This window comes from Streptococcus sp. NSSLK0004 (assembly GCF_059039125.1).
This window is the reverse complement of sequence record NZ_CM180142.1, coordinates 1,630,804-1,656,013: the sequence shown is the minus strand read 5'-3', so window position 1 is coordinate 1,656,013 and position 25,210 is coordinate 1,630,804. Positions and strand designations below refer to the sequence as shown.

At 40.7% G+C, this 25,210-nt stretch carries 26 protein-coding genes; 21 read left to right on the top strand and 5 right to left on the bottom strand.

Going from position 1 to position 25,210, the window contains the following annotated elements; all coding sequences use genetic code 11:
* Positions 1–27: 27 nt before the first annotated feature.
* The gene (locus tag AC4CS8_RS08520; protein ID WP_493892782.1) at positions 28–1,776 is read right to left on the bottom strand and encodes an ABC transporter ATP-binding protein; all 1,749 of its coding nucleotides are present in this window, start codon (positions 1,774–1,776) and stop codon (positions 28–30) included.
* Positions 1,769–3,511, bottom strand: a complete 1,743-nt coding sequence (locus AC4CS8_RS08515) for an ABC transporter ATP-binding protein (RefSeq protein ID WP_493892781.1) — start codon at positions 3,509–3,511, stop codon at positions 1,769–1,771. The genes AC4CS8_RS08520 and AC4CS8_RS08515 overlap by 8 nt, the downstream gene beginning before the upstream one ends.
* A 213-nt stretch (positions 3,512–3,724) precedes the next feature.
* Here AC4CS8_RS08515 and AC4CS8_RS08510 point away from each other — a divergent pair, with 213 nt between their 5' ends.
* The 6 genes from AC4CS8_RS08510 to AC4CS8_RS08485 all read left to right on the top strand — a co-directional run bounded on the left by AC4CS8_RS08510 (position 3,725) and on the right by AC4CS8_RS08485 (position 8,026).
* Complete coding sequence (locus AC4CS8_RS08510) at positions 3,725–3,991, top strand: ACT domain-containing protein (RefSeq protein ID WP_493892780.1); 267 nt, start codon at positions 3,725–3,727, stop codon at positions 3,989–3,991.
* Between the two features lie 11 nt (positions 3,992–4,002).
* Positions 4,003–5,340, top strand: coding sequence for a PFL family protein (locus tag AC4CS8_RS08505; protein WP_493892779.1), 1,338 nt, complete (start codon positions 4,003–4,005; stop codon positions 5,338–5,340).
* A gap of 606 nt (positions 5,341–5,946) precedes the next feature.
* A complete protein-coding gene (locus tag AC4CS8_RS08500) occupies positions 5,947–6,132 on the top strand; it encodes a hypothetical protein (protein WP_172071872.1) in 186 nt (61 codons plus the stop codon).
* Positions 6,113–6,463: an IS66 family insertion sequence element accessory protein TnpB gene (gene tnpB / locus AC4CS8_RS08495; RefSeq protein ID WP_493892778.1), complete on the top strand. Its 351-nt coding sequence runs from the start codon at positions 6,113–6,115 to the stop codon at positions 6,461–6,463. Before AC4CS8_RS08500 ends, tnpB begins: the two co-directional genes overlap by 20 nt.
* Positions 6,464–6,513: 50 nt before the next feature.
* Positions 6,514–6,720, top strand: a complete 207-nt coding sequence (locus AC4CS8_RS08490) for an IS66 family transposase (protein WP_172066339.1) — start codon at positions 6,514–6,516, stop codon at positions 6,718–6,720.
* Complete coding sequence (locus AC4CS8_RS08485; protein WP_493892777.1) at positions 6,674–8,026, top strand: IS66-like element short variant transposase; 1,353 nt, start codon at positions 6,674–6,676, stop codon at positions 8,024–8,026. Before AC4CS8_RS08490 ends, AC4CS8_RS08485 begins: the two co-directional genes overlap by 47 nt.
* Positions 8,027–8,168: 142 nt before the next feature.
* Here the strand turns inward: AC4CS8_RS08485 and esaA are convergent, their stop codons facing one another.
* The 3 genes from esaA to AC4CS8_RS08470 are packed head-to-tail and all read right to left on the bottom strand — an operon-like array spanning position 8,169 to position 11,838.
* Positions 8,169–10,892, bottom strand: a complete 2,724-nt coding sequence (gene esaA / locus AC4CS8_RS08480; RefSeq protein ID WP_172095312.1) for a type VII secretion protein EsaA — start codon at positions 10,890–10,892, stop codon at positions 8,169–8,171.
* Positions 10,893–10,909: 17 nt separating this feature from the next.
* Positions 10,910–11,392, bottom strand: coding sequence for a DUF5085 family protein (locus tag AC4CS8_RS08475; protein ID WP_493892776.1), 483 nt, complete (start codon positions 11,390–11,392; stop codon positions 10,910–10,912).
* A complete protein-coding gene (locus tag AC4CS8_RS08470) occupies positions 11,389–11,838 on the bottom strand; it encodes a hypothetical protein (protein ID WP_172095310.1) in 450 nt (149 codons plus the stop codon). The genes AC4CS8_RS08475 and AC4CS8_RS08470 overlap by 4 nt, the downstream gene beginning before the upstream one ends.
* A gap of 367 nt (positions 11,839–12,205) precedes the next feature.
* Between AC4CS8_RS08470 and AC4CS8_RS08465 the strand changes: the two genes are divergently transcribed.
* The 15 genes from AC4CS8_RS08465 to AC4CS8_RS08395 all read left to right on the top strand — a co-directional run bounded on the left by AC4CS8_RS08465 (position 12,206) and on the right by AC4CS8_RS08395 (position 25,209).
* On the top strand, positions 12,206–12,628 hold the full coding sequence (locus AC4CS8_RS08465; RefSeq protein ID WP_172095309.1) for a hypothetical protein: 423 nt from the start codon (positions 12,206–12,208) through the stop codon (positions 12,626–12,628).
* A complete protein-coding gene (locus tag AC4CS8_RS08460; protein WP_493892775.1) occupies positions 12,621–13,124 on the top strand; it encodes a hypothetical protein in 504 nt (167 codons plus the stop codon). Before AC4CS8_RS08465 ends, AC4CS8_RS08460 begins: the two co-directional genes overlap by 8 nt.
* A 33-nt stretch (positions 13,125–13,157) precedes the next feature.
* Positions 13,158–13,580 carry a hypothetical protein gene (locus AC4CS8_RS08455; RefSeq protein ID WP_172095649.1) on the top strand — a complete coding sequence of 141 codons (423 nt, stop codon included), beginning with the start codon at positions 13,158–13,160 and terminating at the stop codon, positions 13,578–13,580.
* Complete coding sequence (locus tag AC4CS8_RS08450) at positions 13,573–15,117, top strand: cutinase family protein (RefSeq protein ID WP_493892774.1); 1,545 nt, start codon at positions 13,573–13,575, stop codon at positions 15,115–15,117. Before AC4CS8_RS08455 ends, AC4CS8_RS08450 begins: the two co-directional genes overlap by 8 nt.
* A 26-nt stretch (positions 15,118–15,143) precedes the next feature.
* Positions 15,144–15,458: a hypothetical protein gene (locus AC4CS8_RS08445; protein WP_172095647.1), complete on the top strand. Its 315-nt coding sequence runs from the start codon at positions 15,144–15,146 to the stop codon at positions 15,456–15,458.
* Positions 15,459–15,468: 10 nt separating this feature from the next.
* Positions 15,469–15,792 carry a hypothetical protein gene (locus AC4CS8_RS08440; protein WP_172095646.1) on the top strand — a complete coding sequence of 108 codons (324 nt, stop codon included), beginning with the start codon at positions 15,469–15,471 and terminating at the stop codon, positions 15,790–15,792.
* A gap of 85 nt (positions 15,793–15,877) precedes the next feature.
* A complete protein-coding gene (locus tag AC4CS8_RS08435; RefSeq protein WP_172095645.1) occupies positions 15,878–16,168 on the top strand; it encodes a WXG100 family type VII secretion target in 291 nt (96 codons plus the stop codon).
* Positions 16,169–16,213: 45 nt separating this feature from the next.
* Positions 16,214–16,687: a type VII secretion protein EssA gene (essA, locus tag AC4CS8_RS08430; protein ID WP_172095644.1), complete on the top strand. Its 474-nt coding sequence runs from the start codon at positions 16,214–16,216 to the stop codon at positions 16,685–16,687.
* Positions 16,684–16,923, top strand: coding sequence for a hypothetical protein (locus tag AC4CS8_RS08425; protein WP_172095643.1), 240 nt, complete (start codon positions 16,684–16,686; stop codon positions 16,921–16,923). Before essA ends, AC4CS8_RS08425 begins: the two co-directional genes overlap by 4 nt.
* A gap of 5 nt (positions 16,924–16,928) precedes the next feature.
* Positions 16,929–18,074: a type VII secretion protein EssB gene (gene essB, locus AC4CS8_RS08420; RefSeq protein ID WP_172095642.1), complete on the top strand. Its 1,146-nt coding sequence runs from the start codon at positions 16,929–16,931 to the stop codon at positions 18,072–18,074.
* Positions 18,075–18,156: 82 nt separating this feature from the next.
* Positions 18,157–22,602 carry a type VII secretion protein EssC gene (gene essC, locus AC4CS8_RS08415; protein ID WP_493892773.1) on the top strand — a complete coding sequence of 1,482 codons (4,446 nt, stop codon included), beginning with the start codon at positions 18,157–18,159 and terminating at the stop codon, positions 22,600–22,602.
* Positions 22,599–23,012: a DUF4176 domain-containing protein gene (locus AC4CS8_RS08410; protein ID WP_172095641.1), complete on the top strand. Its 414-nt coding sequence runs from the start codon at positions 22,599–22,601 to the stop codon at positions 23,010–23,012. Before essC ends, AC4CS8_RS08410 begins: the two co-directional genes overlap by 4 nt.
* A gap of 11 nt (positions 23,013–23,023) precedes the next feature.
* Positions 23,024–23,302 (top strand): hypothetical protein, encoded by a 279-nt coding sequence (locus AC4CS8_RS08405; RefSeq protein ID WP_172095640.1) that lies wholly within the window; start codon positions 23,024–23,026, stop codon positions 23,300–23,302.
* On the top strand, positions 23,303–23,662 hold the full coding sequence (locus tag AC4CS8_RS08400) for a hypothetical protein (RefSeq protein ID WP_172095639.1): 360 nt from the start codon (positions 23,303–23,305) through the stop codon (positions 23,660–23,662).
* A complete protein-coding gene (locus AC4CS8_RS08395; RefSeq protein ID WP_172095638.1) occupies positions 23,653–25,209 on the top strand; it encodes a hypothetical protein in 1,557 nt (518 codons plus the stop codon). Before AC4CS8_RS08400 ends, AC4CS8_RS08395 begins: the two co-directional genes overlap by 10 nt.
* The last annotated feature ends 1 nt before the right edge of the window (position 25,210 follow it).

The window sequence follows — 25,210 nt, the reverse complement described above, 5'->3', positions numbered from 1 at the left end:
TTTTTGAGGAACTCGGATGTTGTTTTTTTATTCAGAATGAGCCAACTGACCGGCTTGTAACTGGTACATCCGATGATAATGACCGTTTAAGGAAAGCAATTCTTCGTGGTTTCCAGATTCGATGATTTTGCCCTTCTCCAAGACATAGATACAATCAGCATCTTGAATGGTCGATAAGCGGTGGGCAATAGCAATAGTTGTTCGACCTTTTCGCATCTTTTCCAGAGAGGTTTGTACAGTTTGTTCAGTTTCAGAGTCGATATTGGCAGTTGCCTCGTCTAAGATAAGAATCTTGGGCTTGCTGGCCATGGTGCGCGCGAAAGCGAGCAGTTGCCGTTGGCCTGTCGAAAAGGCAGTGCCTCGTTCTGTTACCAGATGGTTGTAGGTTTCAGGGAGTTTTTCAATAAAGGAAGCAGCATCTACAAACTGAGCAGCGTCCTCAATCTCTTTTTGAGAAATATCCTGATGCATCTGGATATTGGAGGAAATCGTACCGTGGAAAAGGAATGGATCTTGCAAGACCAATCCGATAGAAGAACGTAGCTCCTCTTGAGAAAACTGGCGAATGTCCTGCCCATCGATTAGAATTCGTCCAGCTTGGAATTCATAGAAACGCATAAAAACATTGATGATAGAGGATTTTCCAGAGCCAGTAGCCCCTACAAAAGCAATGGTTTGTCCCTGCCGCACTTCAAAGGAAATGTTATCCAGAATCTGTCGCTTCCCGTCATAGGAAAAGCTAACATCCTCAAACACGATATGCCCTTTCTTGATTCTAGCTCCCGTATCTGTCTGAACAGGTTCTTCAATGGTTTGGTCCATCAGTGTAAAGACACGTCCAGCAGAAACCATGGAGGTCTGTAGGGTTGAAAAATGCTGCGTGACATCCAGCAAGGGATCAAACAATCGGTTGACATACTGGATAAAAGCGTAGATCAGACCAGCTGAAATCCCATCTTGTGACCAGTCCAATCCAAAGTAGGTCATGAGTAAAGCATAAGCTAGAATTTTGATAAGAGAAAGGGCAGGGCGGAGAAAGAGACTGTCCAAGGCCATAGAACGACTGGCGTAATTCAAGTGTTCTTGGTTAATGGCTTCAAATTCATCTTTCAACCGCTCTTCCTGAGAAAAGGCCTGAATAATCCGAATCCCCTCAATACTTTCAGCCAATTTACTGTTAATCGAGCTAAGTAAACTTCGTGTTTGGGCTACAATGGGAGTAGAGCGTTTCCGATATTGGTCCACCAGAAAGAAGATCAAAGGGAAAAAGAGAACAATCAGACAGGTCAGTTTCCAATCGAGGGCAAACATGGTAGCAAGCGTCGTAAAGATGACAAACAGTGCCGAGATAAAGCTGGATAAGATTCCTGAAAACATTTCCGAGATACTTTCGGTATCGTTGGTGATCCGAGAAACAATCGATCCGCTAGGAGTTTGATCGAAATAAGCCATTCCCAGCTTTTCCATTCTTTCAAAGGCCTGATAGCGAATGTCTCTCACGATGCTATAAGACACCTTGGCAAACCAGATATTCCCAAAATACTGTAGAACCATCTGGAGCAGATAGAGGACAAAATAAGCTCCTAAGATAAGCAAGGCAGTATGTGAGAGATTGGAGATGTAATGGTCAATGAAATAAGAAGCTAGGAGTGGAATCAAACTGCGGACAACAGTGGTTAAGAGCAAGAAACTCAAAGCCATGAAGGTCAGTAGTCGATAAGGTTTTAGGTAGGACAAGAGTCGCCAAAATGTACTGGTTGGTTGTTTTTTAGGCATCAGAAACCTCCTCTCCTTCTAACTGTTGCATCATATAGGTATCATAATACCAGCCTTTTTCGTCTAGTAAGTCTTGGTGTCGACCACGTTCAACGATTTTCCCGTCGTCAAGTACCAAAATCAAATCAGCATGGACAATGGCTGACAGACGATGGGCGGTGATAATGGTTGTCTTGCCCAAGCGCTCTTGCTTAATGGTTTCAATAATGGCGTGTTCTGTTTTGGCATCTACTGCTGACAGGGAATCATCTAGCAGTAAAATATCTGGGTTGAGAATCATGGCGCGTGCCATGGCCAACCGTTGTTTTTGCCCACCAGAGAGGGAGATTCCCTTTTCGCCAACCAAGGTTTCAAATGTATCAGGCATATCTTGAATATCCTCATAGACATGGACAGCTTTCGCAGCTTTTTCTACCTCTTCTAAAGACAAGTTCGGATTGCCGAAGCGGATATTATCAGCAACACTGGCTGCAAATAAGAACTGGTCTTGGGGAACATATCCAAACAAGCGTCTCAAGTCAGCCAAGCGATAGCGTTTGATGTCTTCCTGGTTGAGAAGGATATAGCCGTCTTTCACATCATACTCTCTCATCAGGAGTTTGATTAGGCTAGTTTTACCAGAGCCAGTTGGGCCAACCAGACCGATGGTTTGCCCTTTTTCAATTTGAAAGTTGATGTCTTGAAGAACTGGGATCTTGTCGTAAGCAAACTCAGAAATATGATAGTCAATCTGCCCATTTCTCGGTGCAGGGAGAGGGTGGCTATCTTCAACAACATCAGAGGAAATGTTAAGGAGTTTCAGGATACGATTATAGGACACATCCCCACGCTGGCTGATATTGATGACAAAACCGATAGCCATTAAAGGCCAGACTAGTAGGTCTAGGTAGGTCATAAAGGTAACCAGTTGCCCTAAGCTGATGAGACCTTGAGAGATGAAGTTAGAGCCCACAAGGAGAGTGAGGAGGTAGGACAAGCCGACGAAGAAGAGAACGGTAGGGTTGAACATGGCATCGTAACGCATGGTTTTTATATTTTGCAAGTAGGCTGCTTGGTTGACTTCTTGGAAGGTAGCAGTTTCTTGCTCTTGATAACCAAAGGCTTTGGTGACTTTCATTCCTGACACAGCTTCCTGAACCTTGTTGTTCAACTCAGAAAAGGCAGCCTGCGAAGCCTTGAAATTTTCATGGGTACGACGACCTAGAAAATTAGTAGTGAGTGTCATGAAGGGCAGGGGCAAGATTGCCACCACGGTCATCTGCCAGGAAATGCTCAAACTCATGGTGACCAGTGTGACTAAAGCAGTGACAGTGGCGTCGACAAAGGACATGACTCCACCACCTGTTAATCGGGTCAAGGCATTGATATCATTGGTTGCATGGGCCATGAGATCCCCAGTCCTGTGCTGTTGGAAAAAGGATGGAGACAGGTGCATGAAGTGGTCAAACAGGCGAGCCCTCATGATTTTCCCCAGCCGATAGGAAGTTGCTAAGATGTTCATCCGCCAGACATAGCGGAGACCGTACATTGCCAGTGCTGATAAAATCAGACCGCCGACCCCTAAGAGTAGATGGTGACCTGTCAACTGTCCACTTGCAATTTGGTCAATTAAGTGTCCCATGATAGCAGCTGGAAACAGGTTGATGACACTGACCAAACACAGGGCTAGAATTCCAATCAAGTAGGCTGTTTTCTCAAGGGAGAAAAACCACCACAATTGCTTGATGATCTTCATAACGATCCTTTCTGAACAAAATAAAGATTGACGGTTTGCCACCGCCAACAAACGTAGAATTGATGATACTAGTGTATCATAGATAGGTAGAAATAGAAACTTGAAATATAGAATGTTTGTATTTTATGCGAATCTGCTCTCCAACTAGTGAATCAGTTTTGTTTTTGCTCTAATTTATGATAAAATAAATGAAAATTTAGAAGAGGTAAGCAAATGAAAGCTATTGTTACAGTTGTCGGAAAAGACAAGTCAGGAATCGTTGCGGGTGTGGCGACTAAAATTGCGGAATTAGGACTTAATATTGATGATATTTCACAAACTGTTCTGGATGAGTATTTTACCATGATGGCGGTGGTGTCATCGGATGAGAAACAGGATTTTACGGTGCTTCGCTCCGAATTGGATACTTTTGGTCAAGCCTTGAACGTGAAAATCAATATTCAAAGTGCAGCTATTTTTGATGCCATGCACAATTTGTAAGGAGAGCTTTCATGGATATTAGACAGGTAACAGAGACAATCGAAATGATTGAGGAGCAAAATTTCGATATTCGGACCATTACCATGGGGATTTCCCTTTTGGACTGTATTGATGCGGATATTGAGAAGGCTGCGGATAAAGTTTATACAAAAATCGTCACCAAGGCCAAGAACTTGGTGGCAGTCGGTGATGAGATTGCGGCAGAGTTGGGTATTCCAATTGTTAACAAGCGAGTGTCGGTAACACCGATTGCTTTGATTGGTGCGGCGACGGATGCGACCGATTATCTTCCCTTGGCTCATGCCTTGGACAAGGCGGCTCATGAAATCGGCATCGATTTTATCGGAGGTTTTTCAGCTCTCGTTCAAAAGGGCTACCAAAAAGGTGATGAAATCCTCATCAACTCCATACCGCAGGCATTGGCCCAAACGACAAAGGTCTGCTCGTCAGTCAACATCGGATCGACCAAGACGGGTATCAACATGACGGCTGTGCGGGACATGGGGCGGATCATCAAGAAGACGGCGGAAGCTTCTGATATGGGGGCGGCCAAGCTGGTGGTCTTTGCCAATGCGGTCGAGGACAATCCTTTCATGGCTGGTGCCTTCCATGGTGTCGGCGAGGCGGATGTGGTTATCAATGTCGGCGTGTCTGGGCCTGGTGTGGTCAAGCGTGCCCTTGAAAAAGTGCGTGGCGAGAGCTTTGATGTGGTGGCAGAAACCGTCAAAAAGACGGCCTTCAAGATTACCCGTATCGGTCAGTTGGTCGGCAATATGGCTAGCGAACGTCTGGGTGTCAAGTTCGGGATTGTGGACTTGTCCCTTGCTCCAACGCCAGCCGTTGGCGACTCAGTGGCTCGGGTGTTGGAGGAAATGGGCTTAGAAACCGTAGGTACGCACGGAACGACCGCTGCCCTTGCTTTGCTCAATGACGCTGTCAAAAAAGGTGGGGTCATGGCCTGCAACCAAGTCGGCGGCTTGTCAGGTGCCTTTATCCCTGTGTCTGAGGACGAGGGCATGATTGCTGCGGTGCAAAATGGCTCGCTCAACCTTGAAAAATTGGAAGCTATGACGGCGATCTGTTCTGTTGGTTTGGACATGATTGCCATTCCAGAAACAACGCCAGCTGAAACCATTGCGGCTATGATTGCGGATGAGGCAGCGATTGGGGTTATCAATCAGAAAACCACTGCGGTCCGTATTATTCCACTTGGAAAAGAAGGGGACATGATTGAATTCGGTGGGCTTCTGGGAACAGCTCCTGTCATGAAGGTCAATCAAGCTTCGTCTGCGGACTTTATCAACCGTGGCGGACAGATTCCCGCACCGATTCATAGCTTTAAGAACTAAATTGATTGTTTAGGTCGATTTGAGATGGGAAGCGAAATGACAAGAACTCGTCGTCAGAAAACTTTGAAAGCTTAAAAAAAGAATGGCTTAAGGAGTGTTATTCTGGCAAGACTCGTTTTCCTGATAGAATTAATGCTGAACTATTCGTTATAAAATGCCAACGATAAAAAAAGGAAAGCGGAGAAAGAATTCTAGTGTGCACCTATCTCTGCCAGGCTTGTCATGCCTGGCATGTTACAAGTCGTAAATAAGGAAAATCAATTGTTGGTACTAGTCCTATAAAGTGTAATACGAGAAAAAAGCTCCCTATCTACAGTAGTGGATAAATCCACCACTGTAGATAGGGAGCTTTTTTGAATGTGAAAATTGTCCCAGAGGACTTACAAGGAAAAGTATAATAAAACTCACATTAGAAGGGCTTATGTAGTTCAAATCAAGTGTCAGGTAAAACTGAGCATAGAAATTGAACATACTCTATTCTCCCAAAATAAGAAGGAGATAGAAGACAAGTTGCTTCTACCTAGATCGTAAGCGCCCCATAACAAGGTACCTATCCAATCATTCACTCCTCCAGTATACTGTAATAAAAAAACTGGAGGATTTTTTATGTCACAACCCATCGTCCCATTGACTGTTCCCAAATTGCGACGCTCTGAAAAGAAAAGCAGAAATGAGATCCTGATGAAGATTCGTCTCGAAAAAGTAGAACTCACTTTCTTTCACTCTATCAACCAAGAGATATTGGAAACAATCTTGGATAAGGTACTGTTCTATGACAATCCAACTCAGTGATTTAGGTCAAGTCTATTTGGTTTGCGGGAAAACAGATATGCGTCAAGGGATTGATTCTCTCGCCTACCTTGTCCAAAGTCAATTCAATCTGGATCCCTTCTCCGGTCAGGTCTATCTCTTCTGCGGAGGTCGAAAAGACAGATTCAAAGCTCTTTATTGGGATGGACAGGGATTTTGGTTATTGTATAAACGTTTTGAAAATGGAAAATTGACCTGGCCAAACAATGAAGAGGAGGTCAAGGCGCTAACTTCCGAGCAGGTGGACTGGCTCATGAAAGGATTTTCTATCAGTCCAAAAATAAATGTTTCAAAAAGTCGTGATTTATATTGAAATCATGGCTTTTCTTTGTGTATAATAAGACAAAAAGAAGGAGATTGGTTATGTCATCACTAGAAAAAATTATTGAAACACAGTCAAAAACGATAGAGATGATGGCTAATGAACTTACCCTCCTTCGTGAACAGGTTGTGTATCTGAGACAGAAACTCTACGGAAAATCATCAGAGAAGGTTGTGTATCAACCCGGTCAGCTGAGCTTGTTTGGGGAGGAAAGTCTCCCTGAAGAAGAAGCTGACTTACCCAGTTGAAACAGAAACGATTACTTATAAACGCAAGAAAGCTAAGGGAGTTCGTCAGGCTATTTTTAGTCAGTTCACTCCAGAAATTGTGCATCACGAATTGCAAGGTGAAGACTGCACTTGTCCAGACTGTCATGGACAGTTGAAAGAGATTGGTTCTACTGTTCAACGACAAGAGTTGGTCTTCATTCCCGCACAATTAAAGCGGATTGACCATGTTCAACACGCATACAAGTGTCAGGCATGTAGTCAGAAGAATCTGAGCGATAAGATTATCAAGGCTCCCATTCCTAAGGCACCTTTGGCACACAGCTTGGGTTCAGCTTCTATCATCGCCCATACTATTCATCAGAAGTTCACTCTTAAGGTGCCCAATTACCGCCAGGAAGAGGACTGGCATAAGCTTGGTCTGCCCATCAGTCGGAAGGAAATAGCCAACTGGCACATCAAGTCTAGTCAGTATTATTTCGAGCCAATTTATAACCTGTTACACGAGAAATTGTTGGAGCAGCCTATTCTCCATGCGGATGAAACCTCCTACAAGGTCTTAGAAAATGATAGTGAGTTAACCTTCTACTGGACCTTCTTGTCTGGGAAACATGAGAAAAAGGGAATTACCCTCTATCATCATGACAAACGACGGAGTGGCTTAGTTGTGGAGAAATTTCTTGGGGATTATGCGGGCTACGTTCATTGTGATATGTGGAGTGCTTATCGTCAATTAGACAAGGCTCAGCTGGTTGGTTGTTGGGCTCACGTCAGACGAAAGTTCTTTGAAGCGACTCCTAAGAAGACAGACAAGACCTCCTTAGGAGCCAAGGGATTAGCCTATTGCGACCGCCTATTTGCCTTAGAGAATGACTGGGCTGACTTGTCTACTGAGGAACGGCTACATAAACGTCAGACAGAGTTGGCCCCCTTGATGGACGACTTCTTTGACTGGTGTCGCAATCAGGCTGTTTTGCCAGGCTCTAAATTAGGCACTGCAATAGAATATAGCCTCAACTACGAAACCACTTTCCGAACCGTTCTCTCGGATGGTGACTTAGTCCTGTCTAACAATATGGCTGAGAGAGCAATGAAGACTTTGGTTATGGGCCGTAAAAATTGGCTTTTTTCCCAAAGCTTTGAAGGAGCCAAGTCGACAGCTGTCATTCTGAGTCTTTTGGAAACTGCTAAACGACACGGTCTTGATGCAGAAAAATATATGACCTATCTTCTAGAACACTTACCTAACGAGGAGACGCTCGCAAAAAAAGAGGTGCTAGAGGCTTATTTGCCATGGAAGGAAAAAATTAAAAGAGCTTGTAAATAGAAAAAAGGCTCCAGGGTCGACATGACTTTGGAGCTTTTTCAATATACTTTGTTATTAGGCGCTTACCCTAGATCATCTATCCATTACAGTTGAAAAGGAATTAAAAACCAACCTTGCGGTTGGTTCTGGTAGTTATTTATGTTTATGACACAGTGTTTCGAGCTTTTAAACGATTTGTAATCAAAGTAGATACAGCACCTAGACTTAGACCGATTAAAAAGATTGGAATCCATGAAAAGTCTGATGATTTCTTTGGCACTTCTTCTACCACTTTGCTTGTTGTATTAGTAAGTTGTATAGGATTCGCAAAGAAATCAAATAACTGATTGGCATCTACCCCCTGCGTACGAGTATTTGCTAAAATCTGTGAAAAACCTTCTGTATAAGAACGATTTTCATTTAGACTTGTCTGACTCGTATCTGACAATGAATTCGTATTTTTGATGATGGTCTCTACGTTACTTTGAATTGATTTTGAATCTGCAATAAGATTCTCAAACTGTTGGGAATTGTTTTCAATAGCCTTAGATCCATTTGTTATTGTATCTACTGTATTGGATGTTCCGTCAATCAAGTTTTTATACTGTTTGTAGAGAGAGTCATCATCATATTCATAGAAGGCCAGATTATTACTTTGGTCTTTAGTTAAACCAAAATTTACAGTATCTCTATGATCTTTCCATCCGTCATAAATACCTTGGATAACTACTTTAGTTGAGACGTACCACTGTTTCAAATCATTGATTTCAGTATTGAAGTAATTCTGAGGGACCTCTGTTTCACTGATGTCTTTTATTTTAGACTCCAACTCTTTGATACGGAGGTCTAAATTGACAATTGATTGACTGACATCGCTAATGTTGTTTTCTCCGATAACTTTATAATCTGAGACATCTTGTGCTTCAATTCGACTGGCCAAACTACTCGTTTGAATATTGCCATACATGGAATAGATTGAATCAGAGCTGGCAACTCTAAATTGGTCAGCAGTTGAAAGATTTAATAAACTATCAAAGCTTGCACCTGGAGCGCCATATAAAAGTGTAATCATTTGAGATGCCTGTTCAATATTTTGGAAAAGAGTCAAATAGGTTTCAAATTGATCGTTCGCTATATATTTATAAAAATCTTCTTTAGAATCCTTAGGATATAACACAAACGTCTCGGTTGATTTGAGAGCAACATGACCATTTTTATTGGTCCATTCAATGGATAATTGACCATTTGAAAGTTCTTCTAAACTAACATTGAGTACAACCTCAAACAATTTTGCATCTGTTCTGCTGCTATTATCTAAGTTGATAATTCCATTTGTTGAAAGGGTGCTGCTAGTACCAGCTGGAAGAGTTGAGGATTGGTAACTGTCCCCTGCTGGGACCGAAATTTGAAGAACTTTTGTAGCCGTTTGCTTCTGGGCAGTGCCCGTCACAAATGGTGTGACGGATACTCCACCTGTCTGTACTCCGAATGCCTGAGCATATTGAGCAATCAATTGAAGACGTGATTTATAATTTTGGCTTTGTTGCGTAGTAAGTACCTGATTCGCGACCAGAGTATCCAGTTGATAATCCGAAGGATTCACCGAAATCCCTGCAAGTATATTGTTTAATTGTGTAATATAAGCGGATGAAGATAGGTTATCTGTGGATCCGAAAGAACGACTAATTTTTTGGGCAAGTGCTAGGCGAGCATTCGTTTCAGTTTGATTTACTTTTAGTTCATCAAGGACTGTATTTAAATCTTTTCCTGAACCATTTTCATCGGGTATTGGTATTTCGACAGTTTGATTAAAAAATTCTTGGTAGAGCTTCTTCTCTAGCTCAATTAAATGCGCACGCTCTGTAATCAGTTGATCTTTTTGACTAGTTAATAAAGTGAGTGCTTCAGACAACTTTCCTTGATATTCTGTAACTTTTTTTTCTAAAGCATTCAGAGCAGGGTCCGTTTGTCCGACTGTAGCAGTCGTCGGCTGTTCTTGATAAAATAGTGCAAGTTGTGACAGGATGTTCGTGCTTAAGTTATCAAATTTTTGAAAATCCAAATCCTCCTGTTTTGCAATAGCAGTTTGAGCATTTTTAAAATTCTGACTAGAAGCTGCGTTATAGTTTTTGATATATTGTTCAACGAGTGGTAGCTGTCCGTTTAATCCTGAATTTGTCTGTTTAAGAATATTTGTTGTAGAAGTAACAAAACTATTCTGAGCTGTAATTGTTGATTGGTTAAGAGAATTGAGTGTTGATGTACTTGAAATCAGACTATCGTACTGAGGAGACATGTTTTCAAATGGAGTCTTTACCTGGTTTGTTAAAGTAGTCACAAATAATTCTTGATTTTGTAAACTAGCATTCATCTGAAATTCTGCTTCAGCCAGGCTATTTGCCACACTAGCATAATACATTTCAACTACATCACTATTAAGAGTATGTAATGCAGCGACAATCTCATCTTGTAAAACAAGTGTCGCCAACCGATCCGACTTTTCTTGTACTTTATATTCAACATTAGCTTTTACAGGGTTAATATTTTGGAAAGTTAGGATATCCTGTGAAAAACTTTGGGGCAAGTAGATGACCGCATCAACTGTGCCTTTTTCAAAAGCAGTTGTTGCTACAGATCGTGAAACTACTTGCCACTCATACTTATTGTCGCTAGATACCTGATTGACAAATTCCTTACCAAAATTATATTTTTTTCCATTAAAGTCTGCGCTTACATCCTCATTTACAAGCGCAATAGTCGGGGTCCTTGCCTCAACAACTTCCTTTTCCGTCTTGAAACTGGAATATCCTAAGTACCCTGCTGCAGCAATCAAAACGATTGACCAAAAGACTATCCCCAGACTTCGTAAACTCCATTTCTTTTTCATAAAAAGCTCCCCTTCTTTTAAAAACCAAAAACTTCTTCCTCAACTTCTGCCTCATGGGTATAGCCGAGAAAAATTTCTACATAACGTGAACCATCGCTTGGAATGACATGATAAAAAGGCGTATTTATTTCCAAATTGTTCTCTTCCAAAGATAGTAGCAGTAAAGCATAGGCTCTTTCGGTCATGATATTAAAATCCCCTAGAACCCTAGTTTTAATCAATGATTCTACAATAAAATAGGAAGAAAAGCGATAGTCAGCAAGAGAGAATATCCCCTCAGCAATAGGAAGAAAAAATTCAATATCCACCATTTCATCCAAAGGCGTATTGTTCAAACTGTAAAAGACAGGTCCTTTTATCGTATAACCTGCATCTACAATTCCTTCAATGAAAGTTTGAAAATGCTCTTCAAATTGAAGGTAGTGGAAAGTTTCTCGTTTTCGTACAACATTCTGATGAGTTATTTTATCTACTTTACGAACACTTGGAACTAATTTCATAAGTTTTCACTAACCTCACAATATAAATCAGTAACCTGATCTCCGCACAAATCTAGTACTACGTGATAAATCGTCATCAGAGTGCAATTATCCTTTGCGATTTTCTCTTCAATTTCCTTATACGGGAACTCTTCATCTTGATCGTAGTGACGGTAATAATAGTCCGTTGTTAAATTAAACTCTTCTTGATAGAAAAAGGGAAGAGAATCATCTAAAACCTCTATTTCATTACCAATCGGTACCATAATCAAAAATTCACCAGACTCATCATAAGGATTGTATTTGTAGACAAGCGGGCCATCAAAATAACAACCGTTCTCAATCAAGAATTGCTTAAACGGAGCCATTACTTCAACGACATTTTCAAAGATATCTCCATCAGAATCAATCGTAGCATCAAAACCTGCCATATGGTGGAGGTTTAGTTGACGTCTTTTAAACTTCATTTTTTCACCTTTATTACAAAAAAATATTTAGAAAAGCTATACAAATATAGTATACCATTTTTATGTCAAATGAGCACTTATTTTTTCGCTCTGATACCAAACCTTTTAATTTAAATAGAAAAGAACGAGTTGCGATTAAAGATTAAAGTATTGCTTGCTGGTTTCTGTTTGTGTGTGCAAATAGTTTCTAGACCTTCCAACTTCTTCGTTTTATTATGGGTAGCTTAGTTGCTATGGAATAATTTTTCACAATAATCAAGTGTCCCAGTGTCTCGTTTATAGGATGAGACCAGAGCTTATTTTTTTATGTTCGATTCTCGTTCTTGTGGTATAATAGTGTTGTAAAGCAGTCAGAAAGGAGGCGTTTATGAAGACAAGGACCAAATGGCTCATAGGAGCTGCAGTATTAGGTTTAGCAGTAGGAGGATATACAATGAAGGAACAGGTGTTTGGCTTTGGGGAAGTTCCCGTGTCGCAAACGAAAGAGTTGACCAGAGAGGAAAAGCAATTGGCCTATCTCAAGGAACATGAGCAGGAGATTATTGACTTTGTGAAATCCCAAAACCCTAAGATAGAATCGGTGCAGATTGATTGGGATGAAACTTTTTGGGGAAAAGGTGGTGGAATGTTTGAAACCACCTACTATATTCGAGTTTTTGGGCAATTTAATAATATGGAAAATTCTAGTTGGGGAGTCCAAGTTTTTTACGATAATGAAAGTGGAGAAATAGATATGAATTCACTCGGACAAGGAGGACATTTAAGGATTGGAGGGGAGATTTTTGAGTAATTATTTATCAAATTTTAATAATTTGTATTCCAACCTTGCTCAGGGGACATATCCTGATGCTCCTGTTTTCTTTCCTCTTGATAACTTAGATCCAATAGATAGGAAACAATTACTATCTGGTAATTCACTACCATTTGATTTTTCAAAAAGTAAAAATCACAATGGTCAGAACATCCCCGGCGGTCAGAACTTGCCCAATGATGGCGTGGTGTATTTGCAACCGGATCCGACGCTTCGTTCGGTCCCTAAAACTACTGACATTGCCCTACCGCAAATAAATGGTGGTTATCAGTCAACATCCTACCCCACAGGAGGTCACTATCAAAAAGGTCTTCTGACGGATGAACCAGCTGGCTTCAATGCCTACTTTTTAACGGACACCCCTACTTTAAGTAGTCAGACCAAGAATACCTATTTTGCAGCAGAGACAAATGTGATAATAGTGAGAGCCAAAGGGCTTATTTTTTTATGTTCGTTTCTCGTTCTTGTGGTATAATAGTGTTGTAAAGCAGTCAGAAAGGAGGCGTTTATGAAGACAAGGACCAAATGGCTCATTGGAGCTGCAGTGCTAGGTTTAGTAGTAGGAGGATATACAATGAAGGAACTGGTATTTGGCTTTGGGGAAGTTCCCGTGTCGCAACCGAAAGAGTTGACCAGGGAGGAAAAGCAACTGGCCTATCTCAAGGAACATGAGCAGGAAATCATTGACTTTGTGAAGGCACAGAATCCCAAGATAGAATCGGTGCAGATTGATTGGGATGAAACTCAGTGGAATAAGGGAGGACACATGTTTGAAACCCAATATTTTATCAGTATTTATGGAGGGTTTAATCATATTGAAAATTCAGGATGGGGAGTTGATGTATTCTACAGCAATGAAGATGGGGTAATTGATATGGAGTCAATGCAGCTAGGGAGTCAGATTAGTATAGGAGGAAATTCAATTGAGTGATACGTTACAAAATTTCAATAATCTATATGCTAATTTAGCTCAGAGCGCCTATCCTACCTCACCTCTAAAATTTCCAATTGAAGCGCTAGAACCGAATCAACGGGATCAGTTAAAAAATGGAAATTCAGTTCGAATTAATTTTTCTGTTGATCAAGTGACAAAAAACGGCACCATCCCCGGCGGTCAAAATTTGCCCAATAATGGCGTGGTGTATTTGCAACCGGATCCGACGCTTCGTTCGGTCCCTAAAACTACTGACATTGCCCTACCGCAAATAAATGGTGGTTATCAGTCAACATCCTACCCCACAGGAGGTCACTATCAAAAAGGTCTTCTGACGGATGAACCAGCAGGATTCAATGCCTACTTTTTAACCGATACTCCTACATTAAGTAGTCAGACCAAGAATGCCTACTTTGCGGTGCGGGGAAGTGATGGGGGGTTCGACATTGGAGATCAGAGTAATTGGAATGATTGGATAGACAACAATCTTCCTTTTACCATCAAGGATGCGAATGTGCCACAAGCAAAACTCGCAACGGACGCCATGAAAGCCAAGTTTGACGAAATGCGCCAGAAAGCGCCTCAGGCTAAGATGAACTTCACGGGGCATTCCTTAGGTACCTTCGTAACGGCACAAGGTCTAGCAGGCTTAGACCCGAAATATTGGGATCAAATAGGAAATGTAGTCCTTTTTAACGGTCCAGATCCAACTAAGAGTCTACAGAAAATGGGGTTAAGTGATGCCCAAATCAAACAACTAGGGAGCCATGTCACCTACTACCTGAATCCTCTTGATGTTGTCAGTATGCTCAACCGAGAAGTTCCTGTGAGCCAACAATTTGGAAAAGTCCACTTCATTGTACCACTTGATATAACAGATAGTTTTACAGGAAACGGCTCAGCTCACATGTTTGGACAGTTCCAGTTTGATAAAGATGGGAATCCTAAAATCGCCTCCAGTACCTATCATCCCTATCTCTTAGAAGCTGGAGAAAAAATAGCCAAGCTACTGGCAGAGGCTAAGAAAAATAAACTAAGAGCTGTCCGTGATTGGAAGGAATTACAGGGAGAGTATGATGAAATTATAGCTTGGGCAAGGAGTGAAGCGATCAAGTGGAATAAACAGGCCATTCCAGATTATCAATCTAAGATTAGAGGTGCTTCTGAGAGTGACAAGGTCAGCTTACGAATGGACCTGCTTCAGGCAGTTGCGCAACTAATGGTACTAGAGGTAGGGGATCAACTCACAGCGATAGAAGAAGCAGTTGCACAGTCAAAAACAGACACGAAAAATGCGGTCACCGCAGCAGAGACCCAAGCCCGGATGGTCGGTCACCGTCTCCCCTATTGGGAAATTGAAAACCTTCTAGTTGGGTATAGTTTCAATGATATTTGGTCCTCGAGCAAGGAAGATGCGGTTTTGAAAACGGTGAAGACCTACCGAGAGAAGGTCAATACCATTGCGGAAAAACTCCTCCAGTCTGCCCGAAATTTTGAAGATATAGACAGCAAGGGAGTGGAGTTGTTTTCATAGACAGAGACGACAATAAGGAGAACAGGATGAACTATCAAACGAATGGAACTGGTGCATCGGCTATCAATCCAGTGTGGGAACAAGACTATCTATTATCGATAAGTAAAGAGCAGGAACGAATTGCGATTCGTGGGATTTTGCAAGCGATGAAGTCCAATATCCGGCAACAGGGCGAAACTCAAGAAACGGATTTTCAGAACCAGGCAAAGGCTATAAAAGATTATCTTGGACAAACGGTAACGAAAAATCTTGTAGAGGCCTATACGGGTTTGGCAGCCCAGAAAGCGGAAAGCTATCTACAAGAGATAGAAGAACCTACTTTTTCTAGTCCAATGAAATAGGGAGAAGGCTATGGATAATATGGAACGTGTAGAATTGGAGGAAGAACATTACCAGAGACTAAGACAGTTTCAACGGGATGAGGAAATGGTAGAAGACATGCGACATCAATTCTCTGTTAGGACTGGTCAGCTGGTAGATATGGTTCGTCAAGCCTATCAAGGAAGCGATACCTTCGAACGGGATCGTTGTATCGCACAATTGCAGGAAAATCTAGAGAGCTATCGTCATCATTGTAGAAGACGGTTGGATGAGATAGAAGAAGCCGTAAATCAAGAAAAACGCCTCTTCCATGAGCAAATGGAGGAGAGTTCTCTAAAGGAAAATGAGCACTAAAGAGGCAATAAAAAGCTTGCAAAAAGTTATCTTTTTTAGTACAATGAATTAGTAACAATTAATATATAGAAATGGAGATTATACTATGTCACAAATTAGTGTTACCCCTGAACAGCTAAAGGAACAAGCTCAAGTTTATACACGTTCACGTGATCAAATTGAACAAGCTATCCAACAAGTCAATCAAATGAACTCTACAATTGCAGAACAGTGGAAAGGGCAGGCTTTTCAAGCTTATCTTGAACAATACAACCAATTGTATCAAAATGTTCAAAAATTTGAAGAATTACTTGTCAATATTAACACTCAATTGAACAAGTATGCGGATACCGTTGCAGAACGTGATGCACAAGATGCTGGTAGCTTCGGCTTTTAAGTAATGACAAAGCACTCTACGGGGTGCTTTTTTGGTAAGAAGACTATGAAAAAAAGATGGGGAATACTATTCATTCTTTCATGTTTTATCTTTTTTGGAAGTCCATTATCTGGTGCTGCTCAGGATAATGGTTCGCTCCAAATAAAACAAGATATTATTTCGAATGACAAGGTGGGGAATGCAGGAATTGGCGACTTTCCGATACGTGGTCAGTTGTTTTTAGAGAATATGAATCACAAGATTCAGGACCTAGAGAGCCAGGACATAGATATCACTTCTTTGCAAGCGTCCATTGATTTTCTAGCGACTGCTGACCAGTCAAAAAAATCAAAAAGAGAAAACACTGATTTTCTCTTCAAAGACTATCATCCCAATGTCATTTTCTCAGAAGCTGAGACAGAGACTGTTGAGACTAGTTGGCTGGTCATCATTTTGGTGGTGTTTTTTATTGCAATTGCTATTTTGGGAGCAATTTTAGGAAATTGGTGGGCAAAAAGAAGGAAGTACCAGAAGATATGATTGAAATCACATTAGTATATAAAGGACAAGAAATAGATATCGTCATTTCTAAACAAATCACTATGCAACGATTGAGAGAGCTATTGCTTGAAATGTTTAGAGAAAATAAGGTCAACATTGAAAATAATTTTACATTCCGCTGGCTTGATAAACAGTTTCAAATGGGAGAATTGGATATGATTGCAGATTTTCGTATCTCAAATGGAGATCGTCTTGAATTAGTTGTAGGAGAATGAATACGATGCAGGAAATAACGAACGGTAAGGAAACACTTACGATTGAGAGACAACAGCAACAAGTGCTAGTAACTCTAAGAAAGTTGCAATATGATGCAGAAGCACTTGATATCATTGGTTTGTATGTTCAATCTGAAGAGACAGAAGAGGGATTACAGATTTTTTATCCCCTGTCACATCATGCAGTCATTTTATCAGACCTTGTGCAAACCTCACTTTCAAAATTAGAAAAGCTTCAGTTGGTGGAAAAAATATGCCATTTGTTTAAACAGCGGAATCAATACCGGGTTCCTTTTCTACACCCTAAAAATCTGTGCTTAGACGGAGAGCAGTTGAAAGTTATTCACTATGGAATTTCAGATGCCTTAACTCCAATGAAGATAGATGAATTGTTATTGTTTAAGGATATAAAAGCATTGATTTTGCATGTTTTCCATCCAGAATTGCCATTTGAACAACTCATTCAAGGTGGGATAGCTTTGAAGGATAAGTTTTCAGAAACAATTTCACAGTTCGATGAAATGGAGGCCTTGGATGAGTTTATTCAGCGTGAGTTGAGAGAGCAGAAGAAATTCATTGCTACCTCACAGAGATCAGTGTCAAAAACAAAATATTTAGTGTATCGTACGGTTGGGATTGTGGGGATCATTTTAGCAACGGTCTCTGGAATTTTCTCTTATTATTTTTGGTTGGCTTCTCAAAAACAAGAGGCAATCATTGCTGCGCAATCGAACTTTATTGTCAACAATTATGCGGCTACTCAGGATGAACTAGAGGGATATTCGCCGGAAAGTCTTCCAAAGTCTGCTCAACATATTTTAGCAGTTTCTAGTATTCAATTGACAGACTTGACTGACGAACAAAAGGAGTCAGTGTTAAATACAATTTCAGTGAAAACGGATGAGAATACGTTAAATTATTGGATTTATACCGGACGTGGGAATTTTAAAGAGGCTTTAAATTTAGCGCAAAATCTAGGTGATGATCAACTTATCCTGCTTGCTTATACAAATCTCTATCAATTGACCAAGTTAGACAGCAAGATGGATGGAGCAGAAAAACAAAAATTATTGGCAGACTACACCAAAGAAATCGAAAATTTACAGGAAAAATTAACAGGTGATTCACAGTCAGAGTCGGATTCTGACTAGATTAATCGCCAAAACAGTGATAATAGCAAGTAATAATAGAGAATCGTTTGGTTTTAGTGAACTATTTTGATGTGGAGAAAATATGGCTTTATTTGAGAATACGGAGTTAAGGAAGCAAGATTCCTTTGTAATTGATAATCGATTGATACCAGAAGAGTTAGAGTTTTTGGTCTATTTTTTAGGTACTGAAAGTATAAAGGTTGCCTTAACGCAAAAACAACCTTATGTTCAATTTCAATCTTTTAAAATGAGTATCATTAATGATCAACTCTACATTAATGGTGACCAGCTTAGTCCAGGATTGCACCAATGGCAGGGACAGTGTATTTTTATCATTTCTAGAGAGAATGCAAAAACACATTATTTCACTTTAGATAAACATGTTACCTGTCAAATCCATTCATCTGAAATGGCTGATATCCGTATCGGAAAAAACAACCATTATATTATAGATAGGGATGAGTTGATTGTTCAGGCAATGGATGAGTTTGCGTATGTAAATCAGAAAAAGTTGGAAAAAAGTCAACGACTAACCTTTCATGTAGGGGATGTTCTATTAACTCCGTATTTTCAATTGGAAAGATGTGATAAGCATTGGAGGCTAAATACGTTTACAACGGATTACTCCTTTCATCAAGAAGTTATTTTTCCTCAATCAGGGGACAGGCAACAGTTTAAGCAATTTCCAGATTATAGTCGAAAACCTCGTTTGAATTTAGAAATTCCTAAAGCTTCTTTTACACTTCATGCGATAGAGCATGCTCCAAATCATCAAAAGAATGGTTTGTTAAAAGCAATCGTTCCCCCGCTTGCAATGGTTGGTATGACTGTTTTAACGACGATGCTAAGTGGACGGAATCCGATGATGATGCTCACAATGGGGACGATGAGCGTGGTCACAGTAGCATTCTCTATTTCTCAATATATTACAGATAAAAAGGAACAAAAGACTGAAAAAATTCGTAGGGAATCTGATTACCAACGTTATTTAGTGAAGACAGTTGGGGAGGTAGTAGATGCCTATGAGAAGGAATCAGAGATCTTACATTACCAACATCCTTCTCCAAAAGAATTGATATCTCAAATAAAGGAGCATAGTAATCGTATCTATGAACGCCAATCCTATAATAAAGATTTTCTAGAAGTTTCTTTTGGTATTGGAGATAAGGCTGGGGAGCTAAAGGTTAAATCAGATGTTAACCCTAGAGATTTAAGTGTGTCGGCAGATGAACTTCGTCGATTAGAAAGAAGATTTTCAACTCAGAAAGAAGTTCCAATCCCTGTTTCTTTGCGGGAACAGGCTGTTGGCTTGATTGCTACGAGAGAAAATGCATCGTTATTTTTAGAAAGTCTGTTGTTTCAAGTTGCCTTTTTTCATTCCTACCATGATGTCAATTTTGTGAGTCTAGTATCGAGAAAAGACTATCAAGAAACATGGAAGAAATGGCGGTTGCTTCCACATTTTAAGGTGCAAGACCTAAATGTTCGAGGTTTGATCCATAGTAACCAATCAAGAGATGTGGTGTTGAATGGACTTTATCAGATTTTGATAAAACGAAAACAGGCTCTGCAAGAAGCTGGGAGAGAAAAACCTCAATTTTTACCCCATTATATTTTAAGTATTTTGGATGCTTCCTACCTAATCGGCCATAACTTAAATGAGTTGTTGGCTGAAGATATGAGTGAGTTGGGAGTGACGGTTATTTGGTCAAAGGAAACAGCTCATCAGCTTCCAGAGACAGTTACAACACTGGTGGAATTACCTAATGCGCAATACGGACGCTTGGTGACACAAGATAATGTTTACATTCAGAAAGACTTTAAATTATATCCAAAAGACAAAGATTTGGAAACCAGTATCCGCAATTTAAGCAATTTACATTATGTGGAAATTGAAAAAAATACTATTCCTGAGTCTCTAGGCTTATTAGAACAATACGAGGTACAATCGGTCTCAGATTTGGCGATTGCGAGAAGGTGGGCAGAAGCTGAACCAAATAAGTCAATTCGTTCCTTAATTGGTTGGCGTGGGAAAGCAGACTATGTCTATTGGGACCTACATGAACGTGCTCATGGTCCCCATGCCTTAGTCGGTGGAACGACCGGGTCTGGTAAATCTGAGTTTTTGACGACCTATCTGCTTGGGTTAGCCATTGCTTTTTCGCCGGAAGACATTGGTATGTTGATCATTGACTGGAAAGGTGGAGGGATTGCAAATACTTTGGATGAGTTGCCGCACTTTATGGGAGCGATTACCAACTTAGATGGTGCAGGAACGGCGCGTGCTTTGGCCAGCATTAAGGCTGAGTTAGATAAGAGACAAAGGGAATTTGCTAAGTATGGAGTTAATAACATCAACGGTTATATGAGTCTGTATAAGCAGCGCCATACTCCAAAACCGGATATCACTTATCCTCAAAAACCTCTTCCACATTTGATTTTGGTATCAGATGAATTTGCAGAGTTAAAATCCAATGTACCAGAATTTCTGGATGAATTGACGTCTGTTGCCCGTATTGGTCGTTCCCTAGGTGTGCATCTGATTTTAGCGACACAAAAACCAACGGGCGTAGTGAATGATCAGATTGAGGCGAATTCGACATCCAAGATTGCCTTGAAAATGGCGAATATACAGGATTCTAATGAATTGTTAAAAACACCTGATGCAGCCCATATTACGAATCCAGGTCGTGGCTATTTGAAAGTTGGGCAAAATGAAGTATATGATCTTTTCCAAAGTGGTTATGCGGGCCTGCCATATGACCCTGAAAATATAGAGACGGAAATAGTTGATGAACGTATCTTTAAAATAAATGAACTTGGACAATATGAATTGATTTATGATCCGGGCGAGGAAGTCCAACAAGGTCGTGATACAAGTGAACTTCCGACTCAATTGGAAGCTGTTATTGAAGAAATTAATAGGGTTTTCAAAGAAACCAACTTACCACAACCTGAGCGCCCATGGTTACCGAATTTGGAACAACATATTGAATCTCCATTGGTGCAAACACAATCTAACCGAAATATCAGAATTCCATTGGGAATGATGGACTTACCAGATCAACAATTACAAAAGAACTTTGATTTTGATCTTGAAAAACGGGGCCATACAGCAGTCTTTTCAAGTCCTGGATACGGTAAATCAACGGTGTTGCAAACCATCGCATTGAATATGGCGAGAGCTAATACGCCTGAAACCGTACAAATGCACCTGTTAGATTTCGGGAATAACGGATTGTTGCCTTTAAGAAATCTACCACATGTTTCTGACATAGTAATGCTAGAAGATAATGAAAAATTACAAAAAATGCTTCAGCGTATTGCTGATGAAATGGCACATCGGAAGTCTATATTTAAGGAGATGGGTGTAGCCAGTCTTTCCCAGTATGAAGCGAAAACTGGGAAACGGTTGCCGATTGTTCTTCATTTCTTAGACAACTATGATGGCCTAGCGGTAGAAGACAAACGCAAAGATAAGATTGATGGTTTATTACTTCAACTTTTACGTGATGGAACGAGTCTAGGATTGTATCTTATTTTAAGTGCTAACCGTTCAGGAAGTGTTCGTATGAATATGATGAGCAATATCTCTACTAAGATTGCACTATACTTGAATGACGAAGCAGAACTATCAACATTAATTAATAAAGATCGAGTTTCACAAGAGGCTGTTCCGGGACGTGGGCAGATGATGTTGGATCTTCCTCGGGCTATCCAGTTTTATCAACCAGCTCAAGGCGAGACAAGTGCTGAAATTTTGCGAAATTTAGAAAGTATCGTGGAAGAAATGGATACCGCATGGCAAGGAGAACGTCCAGAAAGCATTCCAATGGTACCAGAAAGGTTTACTAGAGCTGATTTTGCAGGATATGTACAAGAAAGAGCTCCCCTGATGATCTACATGGGTCTCAATAAGTATTCTGTAGAAGTGGAAACTGTCAAGCTTTTCCAAGGACGACATATTGGGTTCTTCACAGAGTCGCAGCGTCAACTTCGCCTTGTATTTTCTCATTTTTACGAGCAGGTGGCGAATGAAAAAGATGAACTTGACCTTGTTTTAATTGATGCACACGGCGGATTGGAAGCCTTTAGTCAAGAACTTCCCCTCTATATCGGGCGAACAGATTTGATGAATGGAGGTTCGGATTTGCGAGTAGCTGTCGAAGCACTACAGACAGCTACTGCACGTAGACGATTAATTATTGTCAATGGTTTGTCGGATATGATTGAAAAACTGATTTATAGCCCAGACGACGTAGCGCGTTGGTTGAGTACGAGTCAAGAACATACACAATGGATTTTCATGGATAGCATGGCAAAAATCGGCAATACCTTTGGTAGCTTGACAGCTACTGTCAAGGAGTTTGTTCCAGAGTTGTTCTTTGGCGGAAGTCTGCAAAATCAACATTTTGCAGAGCAAGTAACAATGGAAGAACGGAAGGAAGTCTTCCGCTATAATGTGCTTCACCGCTTACAAGAAGAAAGTCTGACTCATATAGTTGTACCAGAGGAGGATGTGACATGACTCAAAAACTAACAGGAGACTTCCTGCCACTTGGGACCATAGTGCGATTGGAAGAAACAGAGCATGACGATTGGCTGTACTTTATCGTAGCGCGTGCGATTACAAAAGGTGCAGGAGATACGACAGTGCCACGTTACCGTGTGGCACCCCATCCCTTTGGTGACACACCTACACAGGAAGTGTTTTCGATCCGAGATAGTCAGATTGTAGAAGTTGTCTTTAAAGGTTATGAAAATCAAGAAGATGAAAACTTTTTGAATGACCTATTTCAGAGGATGGAAAATGCTGGAACAGCCCAGAAACAGGTAGTAAAAGAAACAGTTACACCTGAACCTACACCTGTCAAGGAGGAAGTAGAAGAGGATGAACTCTTAAAAAATGATCCCTTCTATAAATTTAGAAAAGAATAAGGAGAATAAAAGTGGTTATTGTAGCATCAGATACAGGAGCTGCACAAGGTGCAGTTTCCGGAGTTCAAGCAACAGGCAAAGTGACGAGTCAGACAGCTGATATCTCTCAAAGTAATATCACTGCTATGACAACCGGAGCAGATGTGGCAAATTCAATGGTTGATACTGTCAATTCATTCATTGAATCTGTTAAGATACAGGCTGAGAAATTTCCCCAATTAGCCAGCGCAATGGAGGTTCGTGATGGACAAGCGGCCCAAAGCATGAACTCTGGTAATGGAGGCAAATAGATGAACGATAAGAGTGCCAATGAGCGCCTTGCCTTGAATCAAAAAATCGTTCAAAAAGAGTCTGAAATCGACGATTTTCAACAGATTCATAGGGATGTTGAAAAAGCCTTAAATGAGTTTGAAATCGAGATGAGGAGTCATTTTCAGCGGTTACAAGATTCGTACGAAACGATGATGGCGATGGGCAGTTCCAAGGCAAAGTGGGAAGAGGCTGATCGGCAAAGTAAACAAGCTCACCTAGTGCGGATGTTGGCAGAAAACCGAGATGAGTTAGGCCGATATTACATACGAACTCTTCAGAATTTAGATGAAGAAAAAAACCAGTTGCAAAAAGAAAGGGATGATTTACCATGGGATTAAAATATGTCAGCTCTGATTCATCGAATTTGATGACAGCCCTAGAGCAGAATATTACGCAAATCAAGTCGGAGCTGGATACTCTCTCAACAGGTGCCAATCAATTGGTTTTGGCAGTAGATGGTCGTACTTTATCAGGTGCCGCTTATACAGCAGCTTCTGGTTTGTTTTCAGAATGTATCATCCCTGCTATTCAAAAAACGAAGAGTGCAGTAGACGCGATACAGACGGACTTATCCACTTACAAAACCCAAGATGGAACAGTTAGTGGGGAAGGTGTCCTCGATGAAGACGAATTGAATAGGCAGTTAACCTCCTTAAAAAGTCAGAAGACCTCGGCTGAGCAGATGTCTTCTTACCTGAGTACACAAGTCCTGAGCTTGTCTCGACAAAAAGGTACAGACTATGCCTCTTATATCGGACAGTTAAACAGCTCCATCACGAGCCTGAGCACGATGATTAGCTCTCTGGATTCAGATATCGCAGAAGTGGAACGAAAACTCAAATTGTTGAGGGAATTTTCAGCCAATACCAGTAGCCTCTTCACAGGAGCAAAGGAAGGCTTGAGTGTGTCTATGCAGGCGATGGCTGCACTGTCACTGGCCCAGATCAATGCGGACGGCACCTATACCTTGCCCCCTGGAGTAGATGCGTCTTGGTTTACAAAAGAATCCAAAGATTTTAAGGACTCGTTTTACTTTGCGGTTGCCAATATGCCAAAATCTTTTACAGAGGAAGAGGCACAACAATGGGTGCTAGATCAGCTTGATAAGCATGGTGAAAAAACATTGGCTTACTTGAAGCAGCCATTAAAGTGGGCAGGTAGAGGCTGGAAAATTGTTCAGAATTATGTTAAATGGAAAAATGGTAAAGCATATTTAAGCGGAATACCTATTACAGTGGATGCGACTGGCAGATTGAAATGGGGTGCAAAATATATATACAAGCTAGCAAATGGTCATCAATATAAACAAGGTAAGCAATTTGCAAGTGCAATGTCTGACGCAACTGGAAGTCATTTTAAATGGGATGATTTCATTTATTCTAAAGATGCTAGCGGGAAGATTATTTGGAAAAATGTAGGAAAAGCTGGTTGGACTTCTTTTAAAAATACTTTTATAAAAGGTTTTGACTTTAAGTCGAAAATAGATGTTAAAGCAAATTTTAAAAGTTGGAAAAATGCGTATAATAGTTTAGGAAAAATTGGTAAAACGGCCAAGGTATTCGGTAAAGGACTGGGAATTGTTTCTACGGTTGCTAGTGTTGGTGGGAATTGGGCAGCTAATACAAAAAAAGGAAAAACAGACTGGGTAGGCTTCGGCTCAGATGTAGTAGTTGATTTTACTGCAGGTGCAGGTGCGACGGCTGTCGGTTCTGCAGTTGGCTCTCTCTTCTTACCTCCGTTAGGGACAGTTGTTGGAGCAGGAGTTGGGATGGTGGTAAGCTCATTAGTTAATCAAAAAATTCCAATTGGAAATCCACCAAAGAGCGTTGTTGGACACCTCAAATCAGGTGCTAAGAGTCTAATTAAATGGGCACTTGGAGGATAAT